The sequence below is a fragment of the Actibacterium atlanticum genome (assembly GCF_000671395.1).
GTDB classification, from domain to species: Bacteria; Pseudomonadota; Alphaproteobacteria; order Rhodobacterales; family Rhodobacteraceae; genus Actibacterium_D; species Actibacterium_D atlanticum.
Map to the genome: position 1 here is coordinate 40,197 of NZ_AQQY01000002.1, position 14,738 is coordinate 54,934.

General features: G+C 59.7%; 17 protein-coding genes and 1 tRNA gene. 10 read left to right on the top strand and 8 right to left on the bottom strand.

The annotated features are described in order from the left end of the window. Positions 1-88 precede the first annotated feature (88 nt). The gene (locus ATO10_RS04160) at positions 89-1,636 is read right to left on the bottom strand and encodes a putative bifunctional diguanylate cyclase/phosphodiesterase (RefSeq protein WP_035248545.1); all 1,548 of its coding nucleotides are present in this window, start codon (positions 1,634-1,636) and stop codon (positions 89-91) included. A 77-nt stretch (positions 1,637-1,713) separates the two neighbouring features. After that, complete coding sequence (gene ttcA / locus ATO10_RS04165; protein ID WP_035248547.1) at positions 1,714-2,586, bottom strand: tRNA 2-thiocytidine(32) synthetase TtcA; 873 nt, start codon at positions 2,584-2,586, stop codon at positions 1,714-1,716. A gap of 235 nt (positions 2,587-2,821) precedes the next feature. On the opposite strand from ttcA, the gene pqqA reads away from it, so the two are divergent. From pqqA to ATO10_RS04195, 6 genes are all read left to right on the top strand, one after another. Continuing rightward, positions 2,822-2,929 (top strand): pyrroloquinoline quinone precursor peptide PqqA, encoded by a 108-nt coding sequence (gene pqqA, locus ATO10_RS04170; RefSeq protein WP_035248549.1) that lies wholly within the window; start codon positions 2,822-2,824, stop codon positions 2,927-2,929. A gap of 12 nt (positions 2,930-2,941) precedes the next feature. Continuing rightward, entirely contained in the window at positions 2,942-3,829 is an 888-nt protein-coding gene (gene pqqB / locus ATO10_RS04175; protein WP_035248551.1) for a pyrroloquinoline quinone biosynthesis protein PqqB, read from the top strand. Beyond that, positions 3,826-4,569 (top strand): pyrroloquinoline-quinone synthase PqqC, encoded by a 744-nt coding sequence (gene pqqC / locus ATO10_RS04180; RefSeq protein ID WP_035248553.1) that lies wholly within the window; start codon positions 3,826-3,828, stop codon positions 4,567-4,569. Before pqqB ends, pqqC begins: the two co-directional genes overlap by 4 nt. Further along, positions 4,566-4,847: a pyrroloquinoline quinone biosynthesis peptide chaperone PqqD gene (gene pqqD, locus ATO10_RS04185; RefSeq protein WP_035248555.1), complete on the top strand. Its 282-nt coding sequence runs from the start codon at positions 4,566-4,568 to the stop codon at positions 4,845-4,847. Before pqqC ends, pqqD begins: the two co-directional genes overlap by 4 nt. Beyond that, a complete protein-coding gene (gene pqqE, locus ATO10_RS04190) occupies positions 4,840-5,919 on the top strand; it encodes a pyrroloquinoline quinone biosynthesis protein PqqE (protein WP_035248557.1) in 1,080 nt (359 codons plus the stop codon). The genes pqqD and pqqE overlap by 8 nt, the downstream gene beginning before the upstream one ends. A gap of 72 nt (positions 5,920-5,991) precedes the next feature. Further along, positions 5,992-7,095 carry a hypothetical protein gene (locus tag ATO10_RS04195; protein WP_035248560.1) on the top strand — a complete coding sequence of 368 codons (1,104 nt, stop codon included), beginning with the start codon at positions 5,992-5,994 and terminating at the stop codon, positions 7,093-7,095. Here the strand turns inward: ATO10_RS04195 and yidD are convergent. Genes yidD through rpmH form a run of 3 tightly spaced genes read right to left on the bottom strand, consistent with a single transcriptional unit; the run spans position 7,092 to position 7,883 of the window. Continuing rightward, positions 7,092-7,325: a membrane protein insertion efficiency factor YidD gene (gene yidD, locus ATO10_RS04200; RefSeq protein ID WP_035248562.1), complete on the bottom strand. Its 234-nt coding sequence runs from the start codon at positions 7,323-7,325 to the stop codon at positions 7,092-7,094. The genes ATO10_RS04195 and yidD overlap by 4 nt on opposite strands. Then, positions 7,322-7,723 (bottom strand): ribonuclease P protein component, encoded by a 402-nt coding sequence (rnpA, locus tag ATO10_RS04205; protein ID WP_035248565.1) that lies wholly within the window; start codon positions 7,721-7,723, stop codon positions 7,322-7,324. Before rnpA ends, yidD begins: the two co-directional genes overlap by 4 nt. Before the next feature lie 25 nt (positions 7,724-7,748). Then, positions 7,749-7,883: a 50S ribosomal protein L34 gene (rpmH, locus tag ATO10_RS04210; RefSeq protein ID WP_008331438.1), complete on the bottom strand. Its 135-nt coding sequence runs from the start codon at positions 7,881-7,883 to the stop codon at positions 7,749-7,751. 290 nt (positions 7,884-8,173) lie between these two features. On the opposite strand from rpmH, the gene ATO10_RS04215 reads away from it, so the two are divergent. The 4 genes from ATO10_RS04215 (at position 8,174) to ATO10_RS04230 (ending at position 11,870) form a co-directional block, all read left to right on the top strand. Then, the gene (locus tag ATO10_RS04215) at positions 8,174-8,902 is read left to right on the top strand and encodes a TVP38/TMEM64 family protein (protein WP_035248569.1); all 729 of its coding nucleotides are present in this window, start codon (positions 8,174-8,176) and stop codon (positions 8,900-8,902) included. Positions 8,903-8,904: 2 nt separating this feature from the next. Next, the gene (locus ATO10_RS04220) at positions 8,905-10,320 is read left to right on the top strand and encodes a dihydrolipoyl dehydrogenase family protein (protein ID WP_035248571.1); all 1,416 of its coding nucleotides are present in this window, start codon (positions 8,905-8,907) and stop codon (positions 10,318-10,320) included. Positions 10,321-10,333: 13 nt separating this feature from the next. Then, positions 10,334-11,737, top strand: a complete 1,404-nt coding sequence (locus ATO10_RS04225; protein WP_035248573.1) for an ATP-binding protein — start codon at positions 10,334-10,336, stop codon at positions 11,735-11,737. A 56-nt stretch (positions 11,738-11,793) separates the two neighbouring features. Continuing rightward, positions 11,794-11,870 (top strand) — tRNA-Arg (locus tag ATO10_RS04230). A 336-nt stretch (positions 11,871-12,206) separates the two neighbouring features. On the opposite strand, the gene ATO10_RS04235 is transcribed toward ATO10_RS04230, so the two are convergent. From ATO10_RS04235 to iolE, 3 genes are all read right to left on the bottom strand, one after another. After that, positions 12,207-12,950, bottom strand: coding sequence for a TIM barrel protein (locus tag ATO10_RS04235; RefSeq protein WP_238323386.1), 744 nt, complete (start codon positions 12,948-12,950; stop codon positions 12,207-12,209). A 79-nt stretch (positions 12,951-13,029) separates the two neighbouring features. Then, positions 13,030-13,824, bottom strand: a complete 795-nt coding sequence (iolB, locus tag ATO10_RS04240) for a 5-deoxy-glucuronate isomerase (RefSeq protein ID WP_035248577.1) — start codon at positions 13,822-13,824, stop codon at positions 13,030-13,032. Between the two features lie 11 nt (positions 13,825-13,835). Continuing rightward, positions 13,836-14,732 (bottom strand): myo-inosose-2 dehydratase, encoded by an 897-nt coding sequence (gene iolE / locus ATO10_RS04245; RefSeq protein ID WP_035248579.1) that lies wholly within the window; start codon positions 14,730-14,732, stop codon positions 13,836-13,838. Between the last annotated feature and the right edge of the window lie 6 nt (positions 14,733-14,738).

Genomic DNA, 14,738 nt, shown 5'->3' on the forward strand with positions numbered 1-14,738 from the left:
CCATCTCCTTGGAAAGGTGAGGGTGGTTCAACAGAAGCTAGAGGCGAAGGTCAAGCCATTTTACCCCGTTTCGCCCGCCCGGGCCGGGTTATCCTGCCTTCCGGCCCAACTCGGCCGCCTTTTCCAACTTGGCGGCGTGCTGGCGCATCCACGCAATCGTGTCTTCAAATGGCATCGGACGCGCAATGCCATAGCCCTGAACGTGGCCGCATCCCAGTTGTGACAGCATCGCGTGCTCTCCCACAGTTTCCACGCCTTCAGCCAGCGTTTCCAGATGCAAGCGCTCAGCAATGGTCAGAATGGCTGCGATCATATCTTGTTGTTCTCGGTCCTGATCCAGATCGGTGACGAAGGAACGGTCGATCTTGAGCCGCCGGATGGTAAAGCCGCGGATCGACGAGATCGAAGCGTGCCCGGTGCCAAAGTCATCAAGATCCACACCGCAACCAAGTTTCGCCAAGCCAGCGATATTGTGCGAAATAATGTCATCCCGGCTGTGTGACACAACGGTTTCCAGAACTTCGACCGTCAGGCGATCTGGCGTCAGGTCAAAGCGGTCAAGCTCCCATTTGATTTTGTCGATCAGTTTGGGATTGCGCAGTTCCGCGCCCGAGAAATTCACCCCAACCGAAGGCACGCGGATTCCGGCATTGTCCCAGGCGCGTAAGCCGGAAAGGGAATGGAACAGCATTTGCTCGCTTAACTGTTCGCTGAGCCCGGCCTGTTCAATCGCAGCAAGGAAAGTGCCGGGGGATATCACGCCACGCGCAGGGTGGACCCAGCGGGCAAGGGCCTCAAACCCGGTCACTTCACCGGTGTCGGTCGAGATTTGCGGCTGGAACCAAGGCACGATCTGGCCAGCGTTCAGGGCATGGGTGATTTCTTCGGCAAGATCACGACGCAGTGCTGTGGCCTCCTGCATTTCGGCGGAGAAGGCGCGAATCGCTCCAGGGCCGCAATGCACGGCCTCGCGCATGGCAACTTCGGCGGCTTTCAGCATTTCTTCACCATCCGGAGCAGGGGCGCGATCCTGCAGGCAAAACCCGGCGGAGGATGACAAATATGCCGTCGCTGTTTCCAGCGAGATGGGTTCGCGCACGGCTTCTTGCAGGCGTCCGGTGATTTGCAGCACGGCTTCCAGATCGGTGCGCCGCGCAGCAGAAAGGGCGATTGCAAAGTAGCGGCTTTGAATGCGGGCCAGGACATCTTCGTCGCGCAAGATGGTCGACAGCCGTTCAGACACACGTTCAAGGGCAAGCTCTACGGCGGCAGAGCCGAAGCGATCCCCCAGATCGTCAATGCCTTGAAGCGAAAGCACAATTGCGGCGGTCTTGCGTTTGGCAGGTTCCTTATTTCTGAAAGAACGGCCCAGAGAAGCAACGACCGTTTCACGGTTGGCAAGCCCGGTCAGCGGGTCCCGTTCAATTTCAGGCGCTGTTGACGCTGAGGAGTGGTGGCTCAAGACCGTTACAAGCAACGGAAAAATTAACGCTGTTACAAGCAGCGCGTGTTCCCCGCCCAGCCAAAATGCCGCCAGAGTCAGGGCTGGCAGAAAAGCCAGACCTTGCGGCAGCCCCAAGGCGGTTTTCATAGCCGCACGAATGCGGGCGAGGTTCTGGCCGGCGGCACGGGGCATCGGCAAAGCGTCCTTAGTCAGTTCTTGGCAAGATTGCCTACTGCAGCGAACGCTATGGAAAGGTTCTGTTTGGCGAGTTAACGCAAGGACGGAATTTCATTAGATTTTTCGATAATTTCGTCCGGGTCGCTGCGCATCAGACCGGCAAAATCGAAAATCTTGGGGTCCAGCAGATGCGACGGGCGCGTGTTCATCAGCGCGCGGAACATCTTTTGACGCCGTCCGGGGTGGTTGGACTCCCACTGGTCCAGCAGCATCTTCACCTGTTGCCGCTGCAAGCCGTCCTGCGAACCACAAAGATCGCAGGGAATGATCGGATAGTTCATCGCGGTGGCGAATTTTTCGCAATCGGCTTCGGCCACATGCGCCAGCGGACGATAGACAAACAAATCACCCTCTTCGTTGACCAGCTTGGGCGGCATGGTGGCCAGACGAGACCCATGAAAGAGGTTCATGAAGAAGGTTTCCAGAATGTCGTCGCGATGATGGCCCAGTACCACGGCCGAACAGCCCTCTTCTCGCGCAATACGGTAAAGGTTTCCGCGCCTTAGCCGAGAGCAGAGTGCACAAAAAGTGCGGCCTTCGGGGACTTTATCCATCACGATTGAATAGGTGTCTTGGTATTCGATCCGATGCGGCACCTGCATTTTTTCCAGAAACGCGGGCAGAACGGTTGCTGGAAAACCCGGCTGGCCCTGATCAAGGTTGCAGGCCAGCAGATCGACGGGCAACAAGCCGCGCCACTTCAGCTCATAGAGAATCGCCAGCAGGGTATAGCTGTCTTTGCCGCCCGACAGGCAGACCAGCCAGCGCGCACCCCGTTCAATCATGCCGTATTGCTCGATGGCTTCGCGGGTGTGGCGCACGATTCGCTTGCGCAGCTTTTTAAACTCGGTGGTCGAGGGTGCGCCGTGAAACAGCGGGTGGATATCATCAGAATCATCAAGCATGAAAGGGGCTTTACTGCTGTTGCGCCAAGCGGGCAAGGGCCGCGCGGCGGATTAAGGCCTGTGGCGCCCCACGCCGGGCCAGCAGCGCAAAAAGGGCGCATGCACAACCCATACACATCCGATGCACATTCCATGCATATGCGAAATGCACCCGCCAGCGCCCCGACCAAAGTCTATGTTGTTTCAAACCCGCCGTGCGGTCAGTCTTTTGAGGTTAGCATGAGGGAGGAACATCATGTCCTGGAACAAACCTATCGCCCGCGAGATCAAGTGCGGAATGGAAATCAACATGTACGGCCCCGGTGAAGATGACGACCGTGGCGCGGATCGCGACGTAATCTAACGTCTGATCAACATGCACATTGTTGTCCTTGGGGCGGCCGCCGGTGGGGGGCTGCCCCAATGGAACTGCGGATGCCAAAACTGCTCAGATGCCCGTGCGGGCCTGATTCCGGTTTCAACCCAATCGTCGATTGCTGTATCCGCTGATGGCCAGAACTGGTCGGTTCTGAATGCCTCGCCCGATATTGGCAGTCAGCTGCAACGTATCCCGCAGCTTCATCCGAAAACATTGCGCGACACGCCGATTTCATCGGTGGTGCTGACCAATGGTGATATTGATCACATTGTTGGCCTGCTGACCCTGCGCGAAAAAACCGCCTTTACCGTGTTTGCCACGCAATCCGGGCAGGACATTCTGGAAAGCAACTCGGTGTTTGAGGTGCTGGATCGCCAGATTGTTGATCGCACCCGGATCGCGCTGGATACGCCGTTCGAAGCGGCGCCCGGTCTGACGATCACGCCGTTTTCGGTGCCCGGCAAAGTGGCGCTGTTTCTGGAAGGCGACGATCTGGATCTGAAAGCGGTGGGCGAGCAGACCGTGGGGCTGATGCTGGAGACCGCAGACAAGCGTGTGGCCTATGTGCCCGGCTGTGCCGATCTGCCGGACTGGTTGCTGGATGTGTTTACCGATCTGGATGCGCTTCTGTTTGACGGCACGGTCTGGAACAACGACGAGATGCAGCAAACCGGCACCGGCAAAAAGACCGGCGCGCGGATGGGGCACGTGGCGATGAACGGTGACGGTGGGTCGCTAGAGCGTCTTTCCGGGCTGCAATGCCGCAAGATCTATGTTCATATCAACAACACCAACCCGGTCTGGCAGCCAGACAGCGCCGAGCGCGCGCAGGTGCTGGAGGCCGGTTGGCAGATTGCCTTTGACGGGATGGAGATCACCCCATGAGTGACGGCGCCCAGAGCCGCGAAGATTTTGAGGCCCGCCTGCGCCAGATCGGCGCCGAGCGGTATCATGACAAGCACCCGTTTCACCATTTGCTACATTCGGGCGGCTGCACGCCGGATCAGGTGCGCGCCTGGGTGATCAACCGCTATTATTACCAGTCGCGTATCCCGATGAAGGATGCGGCGTTTTTGTCGCGGGTCGAGGATTCGAACCTGCGTCGCATCTGGCGCAGCCGGATCGAGGACCATGACGGCACCGAGGAAGGCACCGGCGGGATCGTGCGTTGGCTGAAGCTGGCCGAAGGGGTGGGGCTGGACCCGGACTATGTGTCTTCGGCGCGCGGGGTGCTGCCGGCGACCCGGTTCGCGGTGGACGCCTATGTGCGCTATGTGCGCGAACAGCCTTTGTTGCCTGCGGTGGCGTCGTCTCTGACCGAACTGTTCGCGCCGGGCATTCACAAGAACCGCATCGCAGGGTTGCTTGAGCATTATGATTTCGCCAACCCCACCACCATGTCCTATTTCCAGCATCGGTTGACAGAGGCCCCCAAGGATGTGGCCTTTGGTTTGGCCTGGGTGTTGGATCATGCGGTTGAAAAACGCGATCAGGATGCCGCCGCTGCGGCGCTGACCTTCAAGACCGAGGTCTTGTGGGCGCAGCTGGATGCGCTGCATTCGGCCTATGTCGATCCGGGGCGCATTCCGCCCGGCGCGTGGCAACCCGGTGAGGGGCTGCTGTGATCAAGGCCTCGGACATCCCGTTTTTGCCGCGCGGGGTGCGCTGTCAGTTCGACCGCGTGCGCGGGGTTGAGGTCTTGTTGGGCCCTGAACGGGTGTTGATGTTGGATGACATCGGCAAGGCGGTGTTGGGGCGCGTGGATGGGCAGGCCTCGGTCGATATGATCGCCGAAGGTCTGGCCAAGGATTACGACGCGCCCAAGGCAATGATCCTTGAGGATGTGTTGGCCTATCTGGGTGATCTGTTTGACAAGCGATTGGTGGAGTGCGCCCATGGTTAACCCTCCCATCGCCATGCTGGCCGAGCTGACGCATCGTTGCCCGTTGGCCTGCCCCTATTGTTCGAACCCCACGGAATTGATCGGCAAGGATGCCGAGTTGACGACGGACCAGTGGGCCGATGTGTTCAGGCAAGCCGCCGACATGGGCGTGTTGCAGTTGCACCTGTCGGGGGGCGAGCCTGCGGCGCGCACGGATCTGATTGATCTGGTCATTGCCGCGCGGGAGGCGGGTTTGTACACCAACCTGATCACCTCGGGCATCGGGTTGACGCCGAAACGGCTTGAGGCGCTGGACGCCGCCGGGTTGGATCATATTCAGTTGTCGTTGCAAGGGGTGACGGCCCAGATCGCGGATCGGATTGGCGGCTATAAGGGCGGCTATGACCGCAAGATGCATGTGGCCGAACACATCGCGCGGATCGGCTTTCCGCTGACGCTGAACGCGGTGATGCATCGCGAGAACCTTGATGATCTGGAGGCGACGTTAGACATGGCCCTGCGCCTTGGTGCGCGCCGCATTGAGGTCGCCTGTGTGCAGTTTCAGGGCTGGGCTTTGGAGAACCGCGCGGCGTTGCAGCCGTCGCTGGAGCAGGTCAACGCGGCCAAGGGCACCGTGGCCGAGGCGATTGAGCGTCTGCGCGGCCAGCTGGTGATCGACTTTGTGCCGCCTGATTACTATTCGGACTTTCCCAAGGCCTGCATGAACGGCTGGGGTTCGACCGGGTTGAATGTGACGCCCGATGGCACGGTGCTGCCGTGCCACGCAGCGGAAACCATTCCGCATCTGGAGTTTGCGAACGTCACCAGGCAGCCGCTGAAAGAGATTTGGTACGGCAGTGATGCGTTTAATGCCTATCGCGGCACCGATTGGCTGCCCGACCTGTGCCAAAGCTGCGAGCGGGTAGAGATCGACTTTGGCGGCTGTCGCTGTCAGGCCATGGCTGTGCTGGGCGACGCCAGCGCCACCGATCCGGTGTGCCGCAAATCGCCCGGGCGCGCGGCGCTGGATGCGATGCTGGTGCAGGACACCAACCCGCTGGACGTGCCCGAGTTCGTTTATCGCCGCTTATAGGGCTGGATTAGGTGAATTTAACGACCTGAGCTAAGCTTTCCCCATTCGACAAAGATATTAGGAGGGGGAGAGATGCGTTTACTGATTGCAGTATTGATCGCGGTTCTAGGGTTCTCGGCGCCGATAGATGCGGCTGCGCTGAATGGGTCGGGCGCAAGCGGCGCATTTAAGGCGCTGACGAAAACCGGAAAACCGGCGGTTTTGTTCAACTACAACAGCACCCGGTACTGCCGTAGCTCGACCGTGGGAAAAGCGCCCAGTGCGCTTGTGATCACCCGCACCAGCCACAGCGGCAGCCATACACGTAAGCTGAATGACACGTTGGAGTGGTTCAACCGCGCCATTTCCAGTGCCATGGCCAGCCCGACTCAGGCGCGCAACCTGGCCAAAGAAATGACCGCTCTGGCGCAGGCCAAGGCCTATACCAAGCAGGATTGGAACGGGTCTGGGTCGAATCCGGCGCATTGGGCCTCGGTTCTGCTGAAGAACGTCGCCCTTGCGGTCAATGTGGTCGACCACCGGGGCGGCTGGGCGCCCGGCCAACGCGAGGCGGTGGTGAAATGGGGGGATACGTTATGGAAAACCTCGCATTTCACGAAATGGGGGGCCAAGCAAAGTGACCGCTGGCCTGACACGGTGGCCGCAGCGGCCACGGCTTACGTCTATTGGGGCATCGCCAGCCACAATAAGAAAGCCTTTGATGAAGGGATGCGCGATTATGACAAGGTGGCCAAGCGCTTTAAGTCCAACGGCACGTTCAGCGAATATTATGACGGGCAGTCCCTGACCGGTCCTTACCGTGGCAAGTTGCCAGATGACTGGGGCGTGCGGATCGAAGACAAAACCATCGGAGATCTGGTGATGACGGCCCATGCGATCCGGCGGATCGGGGGGAATCTGTTTGACTATAAGGCCGGCAAGGGTACCAGCCTGTATCAGGTAGTGGTGAATTGGCAGGGCACGTTGTTTGCCAATGGCGGGGCAGCGTCGCGTGGTCAGGACAAGTCCTTCCTGCGGCCGCATGGCGGCGAAGCGAGCTGGGGCTGGACCGAGTATTTCACGGTGAACTACCCATCTGATCCGAACACAGCGACCCTGCGCAAGCGCAGTGCGGGCTATCGCGGTGGCGGCTATGTCGGGCTGTCGACGGGGCCGGCCAGCTGTTTGCTGCGTTAATCTGTGTCTTTATCGGGCACCGGGTCATAGCCATCGCCGCCCAAGGGGTGGCAGCGGCCGATGCGTTTGATCGTCAGATACGCCCCCTTGAACGCGCCGTGCTTTTCCAGCGCTTCCAGCGCATAGGCGCTGCAGGTGGGTTGGAACCGGCATCCGTGCCCGACCCAGGGCGAAAATAGCAGCCGATAGGCGCGAACGGGCAGGGCGACGATATGGGCAAGGGGGCTCATGGGTGCAGCTTTTGCAGGGCGCGGGTCAGGTCCTTCACCATCTGCATATAGTCGCGGGTTGCGGTGACGTCCTTGCGGCCGATCAGCACATAGTCCCAGCCCGGTTTCCCTTGCTGGGCCAGCACCTCGCGTGCCAGCGCGCGCAGGCGGCGTTTGGCGCGGTTGCGGGCGACGGCATTGCCGACTTTCTTGGAACAGGTGAACCCCACACGGGTTTGCGTGCCCTCGGCCCGTTTGCGGGCCTGTATCACAAAGCCGGGGGTGGCCTGACGGCGCGCGCGGGCGGCCAGCAGGAAATCGGCCCGCTTTTGCAGGGTCTTCAGACAGACGGAAACCGCCGGGGGCTGTTCCGCGCCTTCCCGGTCTGGGTCGGTCACATGAGCCTCCGGCGGTGTCATAGTCCGATTGCCTTTCGGCGAGATCTTAAGCGCTGAGCGACTTCCGACCCTTGGCACGACGTGCGTTCAGGATCTTGCGGCCGGCCTTGGTGGCCATGCGCGCACGGAAGCCGTGGCGGCGCTTGCGAACCAGGTTCGAAGGTTGGTAAGTGCGTTTCATCGCGCGGGCTCCGTCATGATGCGCCTGAACCCCGGTGGATTCGTGCGCGTGTGCTATTCGAAGCCCGGTCTTTAGAGCCGCAAAAGCGCCAAGTCAATTCGCCTGAGGGTAATTCTCGCAACATTTCCGTCATATGCGGCAAAAAACTTGGGCTTCCTGTAACATTACCCCCCTGACCCGGTCGAAAACTGCAATATTGGATCACCCCGGATCAAGCGCCCGTGATCGGCCTGTTGCAGCGCGCTTGGGTAGCGCATGTTGTGCTGCAACAACCACGCAAAGGAGCGCAAATGTCGCAGACACAGCCATCACAGGGCAGCCGAGGGACGCATGTCCTGCCATTGATCGCCATCGGCGTTGTGGCGGTGATTGGCGCCTTTACGTTACGCGACTATCTGTCGTTTCAGGCATTGGCAGATAACCGAGAGGCTTTGATCGCCTTTCGCGATGCCAATTATGTGCTGAGCGTGCTGGGCTTTGTGGCCATTTATACGCTGGTGGTGGCGTTTTCGTTGCCGGGGGCGACGATTGTGACATTGGCAGGAGGTTTCCTGTTTGCCACCTTCCCGGGGGCGATGTTCAATGTGGTTGGTGCCACGTTGGGGGCGACGGCGATCTTTCTGGCGGCGCGCTGGGGGCTGGGGGCCAAGCTGGGCGCCAAGCTTGAAAACGCTGATGGTGCGGTGAAACGCATCAAGGACGGGATTGATGAGAACCAGTGGTCTATGTTGTTTCTGATCCGTCTGGTGCCGGCGGTGCCCTTCTTTCTGGCCAACCTGATCCCGGCGTTTCTTGAAGTGCCTTTGCATCGGTTCGTGATCTCGACCTTTCTGGGCATCATTCCGGGCACGGTTGTTTATACATCGGTGGGGGCCGGTTTGTCCGAGGTGTTCGCCCGCGGTGAAACACCTGATCTGGGCATTATATTCGAGCCTCATATCATTGGACCGATCCTTGGGCTGGCGGTTTTGGCGGCGCTGCCGATCCTGATCAAAGCCATCCGCAAGAAAGAGCTGTAATCATGAAACGTATCAAAACGGATTTGTGCATCATCGGCGGGGGTTCGGGCGGGTTGTCCCTGGCCGCAGGGGCCGTACAGATGGGCGCTGACGTCGTGTTGGTCGAAGGCCACAAGATGGGCGGCGATTGCCTGAACTATGGCTGTGTGCCCTCTAAGGCGCTGCTGGCGGCCGGGGCCAAGGCGCAGGCGATGCGCGGCGATGCCTTTGGCGTGGCTGGCGTTGAGCCGAAGGTGGATTATGCCGCCGCCAAGGATCATGTCCGTGCCACCATTGCCACCATTGAACCCCATGACAGTGTCGAGCGGTTCGAAGGCTTGGGCGTGAAGGTCATTCAGGCCTATGGCACGTTCATTTCGGAAACGGAACTTGAGGCTGGCGATACGGTGATTACGGCGCGCCGGTTTGTGATCTCAACGGGGTCAACGCCCTTTGTGCCGCCCATTCCGGGGCTGGACACGGTGCCGTTTGAAACTAACGAGACCCTGTTTGATCTGCGCGAGGCACCGGAACATCTGATTATCATCGGGGGCGGGCCGATTGGTTTGGAGATGGCGCAGGCCCATGTGCGGCTGGGCAGCAAGGTTACGGTGATCGAGGCCGCCAAGGCGCTGGGTCGCGATGACTCGGAACTGGCCGCCGTGGTGCTGGACAAGCTGCGCGCCGAGGGTGTTGAGATCATCGAAGGGCAGGGCGCCCAGTCGGTGTCAGGCGCGCCGGGTGATATCACGGTTGAATTGGCCGATGGCCGCAACGTGCAGGGCTCCAACCTGTTGGTGGCCGTGGGCCGCAAACCGGCGTTGGAAAAACTGAACCTTAAGGCCGCAGGGGTGGAAACCACGCGCGCCGGGGTCAAGGTGGGGGCTGACCTGCGCAGCAGCAACAAACGCATTTATGCGATTGGCGATGCGGCGGGCGGGATGCAATTTACCCATGTGGCGGGCTATCACGCCGGGGTGGTGATCCGATCCATTCTGATGGGCCTGCCCGGCAAAGCCCGCGAGGATCACATCCCCCGCACCACCTATACCGACCCCGAGATCGCCCAGATCGGCCTGACCGAGGCCGAGGCGCGCGCGACTTATGGCGACAAGCTGACCGTGGCGCGGTTTGATTACGCAGGTAATGACCGCGCGATTGCCACGGGCAAAACAGCCGGATTGATCAAGGTGATGGTGGTCAAAGGCAAGCCGGTAGGGGCCGGAATTGCAGGTGCCCAAGCAGGTGAACTGATCGCGCCCTGGGCCATGGCCATTGCCAATGGTCTAAAGATGACCGCCGTCGCCAACATGGTTGCGCCTTATCCGACCTTACAAGAGCTTAACAAACGTGCCGCGGGTGCCTATTTTTCCCCTAAGCTGTTTGAAAACCCTTGGGTGAAGCGGGTGGTGCGCACCGTCCAGAAGCTGATCCCTTAAACGCGCGGGCATTATGGTACTAAATTCTCTTTCCGGCCGGTTCCTGATGCTGACGGTGGCTTTCGTCATGCTGGCCGAAGTGCTGATCTTTGTGCCTTCTATTGCGCGGTTCCGCGAAGATTACCTGCTGTTGCGTCTGGAACGGGCGCAGATTGCCTCGTTGGCGTCTTCGGCCGCCGAGGACATGATCGACGACGAACTGGAGGCCGAGCTGTTGAGCAATGCCGGCGTATTGAACGTTGTTCTGAGGCGCGATGAAATGCGTCAGCTGATCTTGTCGTCGCCCGTGCCGCAACCGATCTATCAAAGCTATGATCTGCGTGATGTGACCGCCTGGCAGTTGATGCGCGATGCATTGGCCTGCCTGCTGGACACAGAAGAACGGGTGATCCGGGTGCTGGGCCAGCCGGTACGCGATGGCGGCCAGCTGATCGAGGTCACGATGCAGAGCCAGCCGCTGCGCGCGGCGATGATTGACTATGGCTTGCGGATTTTGGTGTTGTCGCTGGTGATTTCGATCATCACGGCGGGTTTGCTGTTCTTTGCCGTGCGGCGCTTGCTGGTGCAGCCGATCAGGGGCGTTGTCGGCGCCATGCAGGCCTATGCTCAGGCGCCCGAGGATGCGCGCAGGATCATCGTGCCTTCGGCGACGCTGGTTGAACTGCGCGAGGCCGAAGTCGCCCTGAAATCCATGGAAACCCAGTTGACCGGGGCGCTGAAGCAAAAGGAGCGTCTGGCGCAGCTGGGCGGGGCGGTGGCCAAGATCAGCCATGATCTGCGTAATATCCTGACCACGGCACAGTTGTTTGCCGACCGCATGGAACTGTCAGACGATCCGGCCGTGCAGCGCGCCGCGCCCAAGATTGTGCGGTCGGTCAGCCGTGCGGTGAACCTGTGCGAAACCACGCTGGCCTTTGGCAAGGCCGAAGAGCCCGCGCCAGCATTGGATCGCGTGCAACTGTCGCTGCTGGTCAATGACGTGGTCGATAGCGAACGTCTGGCCGCGGGCGATCATGACATCAGCTTTTCGGAAGACGTGCCTGCGGGGCTTACGCTGCGGGCCGATCCTGAGCAACTGTTCCGGGTGATTTCCAACCTGATCCGCAATGCGCGACAGGCGATTGTCGCCAGCCGGGCGCCGGGCGAAATCTGTATCGGGGCCGCCGAAGATGACAATGAATGGATCATCCGCATCCGCGATACCGGCCCCGGCCTGCCGCCCAAAGCGCGCGAATTTCTGTTCCAGCCGTTTCAGGGCGGTATCCGCAAAGGCGGCACCGGGCTGGGACTTGCGATTTCGGCCGAGCTGATCCGCGGCCACGGTGGGCGTCTGGAATTGGAGCATTCTGACGAAACCGGCACTGCCTTCACCATCCGCTTGCCCAAGGGGGCAAACGAACTTGAAGAAAGTCTGTGATTTCTTTCGAATAGCTCTTGCAAAGCCCGGGCTGCAGGTCTAAATCACGCCTCCACGCGCTGGTAGCTCAGTTGGATAGAGTACTTGACTACGAATCAAGGGGTCGGGGGTTCGAATCCTCCCCAGCGCGCCATTCCCAAATGTCCAACTGAGATGTCCGTTAAGGCTTTGATTATTCAGGCTGTTTTCGGGTTGCGATCGTCTGTTTTCGTGGGCTGACCAATCAGGTTGGTGAAAACCCGTCCAAGGACTGTGCGCTTTCAGGTGAAGCCAAATTTATCCATATTTACCAAGGGTTTGCGCGGCGCATGAGGGCGCGTTCCGCCATGTGTTTGAAGGTGGCTGAGAGCCATCGCGTGGGGCGATCAGTGAAACACACGCCTTTGGGCCGCAAAACCGGGTGGTTTTGCGGCAATCCAGTTTGCAAAAAGGGCGGGCGCGCCGGTGTTTTCGGCGTTTTCTACGACATTCAGATCGTGAAAGCGTCGCGGAAAGCGTTCAGTGCGTCTTCGGGATCGTTGGCCGCGAATGCTTCCATTCCCACGGGGCCGTTGTAGCCCATGTCGAGCAACGCCTTGGCAACGCCGGCATAGTTGATCTCGCCTGTGCCGGGTTCGCAACGTCCGGGGTTGTCGGCCACTTGCACCTCACCGATCCACGGCAGGCAGGCCTCGCACCATCGGATCAGGTCACCTTCGCCGATCTGGGTGTGATAAAGGTCCAGATTGATCCGCAATTGCGGACGGTTGACCGTTGAGACCAGCGCGAGCACCTGCTCGGTGCTGCCAAATGGGCAGCCCGGATGGTCGAGCAGGTTGAGGTTTTCGAGCGTGAAGGTCACCCCTTCTTCCTCGGCCATATCGCAAATACCATTGAGCGTATCGATGGCCCGCCCGAACATACCCGGCGCAAAAGCACCATGCTGCGGGATTGGGATGCCGCCGTCACCAAGCCCTGTGCCATGCAGGTTCAGCCGGTCGACACCAAGCCGCTTGCCAACTTGCGCCGTTTCCCGCGCCGATGCCATAAGCATATCCGCCCCCTCGGAGTCGCAGAGCCGCCCTTGCAGATACCCGTTCATGATCGTGAAGTTGGCGCCCGTCGCTTCGAGCTTGTCCAAATCATGATCGGGCCAGTTCCACAGGCCGACACCAAACCCCATTTCCTTGAGCCGCGAAACGCGCCAATCGATGGGTTTGTCCTGCCACAGCATTTCCGCACACGCGGCCAAAGCAAAAGGTGAGGTCATTTCAGTATCCGTTTTGATCCAGGAAAAGCGCCATGGGGCGCCGTTACATCAGGTGCGCAACAGGGGGCGCGGCGACAAAGCGCCACTTGCGCTTGGGTCCAGCCATCACATTGAGATAATACATTTCGAAGCCGTGGGGCGCACCGCAGGGATGGTGACCTTTGGGCACGCACACCACGTCGCCATCATGAACAGCCATGGTTTCGTTGAGACTTAGGTCATCGGTATAAACGCGCTGAATGCCAAAGCCGTCAGCGGGGTTGAGGCGATGATAGTAGGTCTCTTCAAGATAGGTGATGCGGGGGAAGTCATCTTCGTCGTGGCGGTGGCTGGGATAGGAAGACCAGTTGCCCGCAGGGGTGAAAACTTCGGTCACCAGCAGACTGTCACAATAGTCTTCGTTCTCCATCGCGATGTTGTTGATAAAGCGCGCGTTTGAGCCTTCACCACGCTGTGTCAGCGTGATCCCGTCGGGGCCAATCCGCCGCGCTTGGTGGCCGCCAATGCCGGGCGCCTTGCACAGGGCGATGGTGGCCTCGGTTGTGGTTTCCAGTGACCAATCGCTATCGTTGGGAACATAGAGACAGTGAGGCGGGGTCTTTTCGAAGACATTCATCCGATCCCCCAACTCGCCCCAATCCTTACCCGCTGCTTTGATCTTGGCCTTGCCTTCGACCATCACGAGGATCACCTCATTGTCACCGGTCTTTTCAGACCAGGTTTCGCCCGCATGCAAACGGATCAGATCAAAGCCGACATAGCGCCACCCCGCGCTCTCGGGCGTGATTTGATGCACCTTGCCATGGGTGCCGAAGGGGTGCTTCAAAAGATCGGGCATGGGGGTGTTCCTCAGATAAGACCGGCATCGCAAGCGATGCGCTTGAGCGTATGCAGGCCAAGTGTTTGATACATGAGCGGATTGCGCAGATCGGGGTCTTGTTCGGCTTCGATGACAATCCAGCCGTCATAATCGGCCTCCTTCAGGATTTTCAGAAGCGGCTCGAAGTCGATGCCTCCTTCTTGATCTCCGGGTACGGTGAAGACGCTGCTGCGGACCCCGTCCATAAAGGACAACCCTTCGGCTTCCACTTTTGCGCGGACGGCAGGGCGCACATTTTTGGCATGGAAATGCGCGACACGAGAGGCGTATTTGGACAGCACCTCGGCCGGGTCGCCGCCGCCGAAATAGCAATGGCCCGCGTCGAACAGAAGCTTGGTCGCAGGCCCGACCGCCGCCATGAAAGCGTCGATGTCTTCGGGGCTTTGGACGACGGTTCCCATGTGGTGGTGATAGACCAGATCAATGCCCTGATCAGCGCAGTACTGCGCGATTTCTTCGACCTTGCTGGCAAAGTCCTGCATGCCCGCCGCGTCAAGCGTGGGGCGTTCTGTCAGGGGTTTGGAGAGCCCCTGAACCGAGTTGGACGTCTCGCAGACGATGCAGACCTTACAGCCATTGTGCTTGAGTTTGTCGAGATGCGGCTGAATCGCTTTTTTCTCGTCTTCGACGGAATGGGCCAGAAGGTTAAGCGAGTGCCACCCCGAGATGAACTGCAACCCATACCCGGCCAACAACTGCTTAAGGGCGGCAGGATCGTCTTGCGGCCAGCGGTGACCGTTCTCGATCCCGTCAAAACCGATCAGGTGACCGGCCTCGGCCAGAATGCGTTCTGTCGGGATATCAGCACCAAGGGTTTGATCGTCGTCATTGGCCCAGGCGATGGGGTTTGTGCCGAATTGAATCATGGGGGT